The 355-nt window shown below is 57.5% G+C and carries 1 protein-coding gene; it reads left to right on the forward strand.

Annotated elements, in window-relative coordinates; all coding sequences use genetic code 11:
• Positions 1–233: extracellular solute-binding protein (locus MWC30_RS22140; protein ID WP_244086349.1), on the forward strand; the 233-nt coding region annotated here is incomplete at its 5' end.
• Positions 234–355: the final 122 nt, after the last annotated feature.

Below are 355 nucleotides of genomic sequence, written 5' to 3' on the forward strand. Positions count from 1 at the left end.
ACTATGTCAGTCGGGGGGAAGTGGACGCCGGTTTTGTCTTTGCCACCGATGCGGCCGTCGCCAGGGAGAAGGTGCGTGTGGCTGCCAAAATGGATAAGCATCAGCCGATAGTCTATCCTGTAGCGGTTGTGGCTGCGACACAGAAAAAGGAGCTGGCGCGGCGTTTCATCGATTTCATCTTGAGCGCGGAAGGCCAGGAAATCCTTTCGCGGTATGGGTTTGGAAAACCGTAACATGCTGATCCATGTGGATGTGGAAAAGGTGCTGGTATCCCGGGGGAGGAGCTTCAGGCTCAAGGCGGAGCTCACTTCCGAGGAGCAGTTCGTGGTCCTGTTCGGGCCTTCGGGGTCGGGGA

Source organism: Desulforhabdus sp. TSK, assembly GCF_022836495.1.
Taxonomy (GTDB): domain Bacteria; phylum Desulfobacterota; class Syntrophobacteria; order Syntrophobacterales; family Syntrophobacteraceae; genus Desulforhabdus.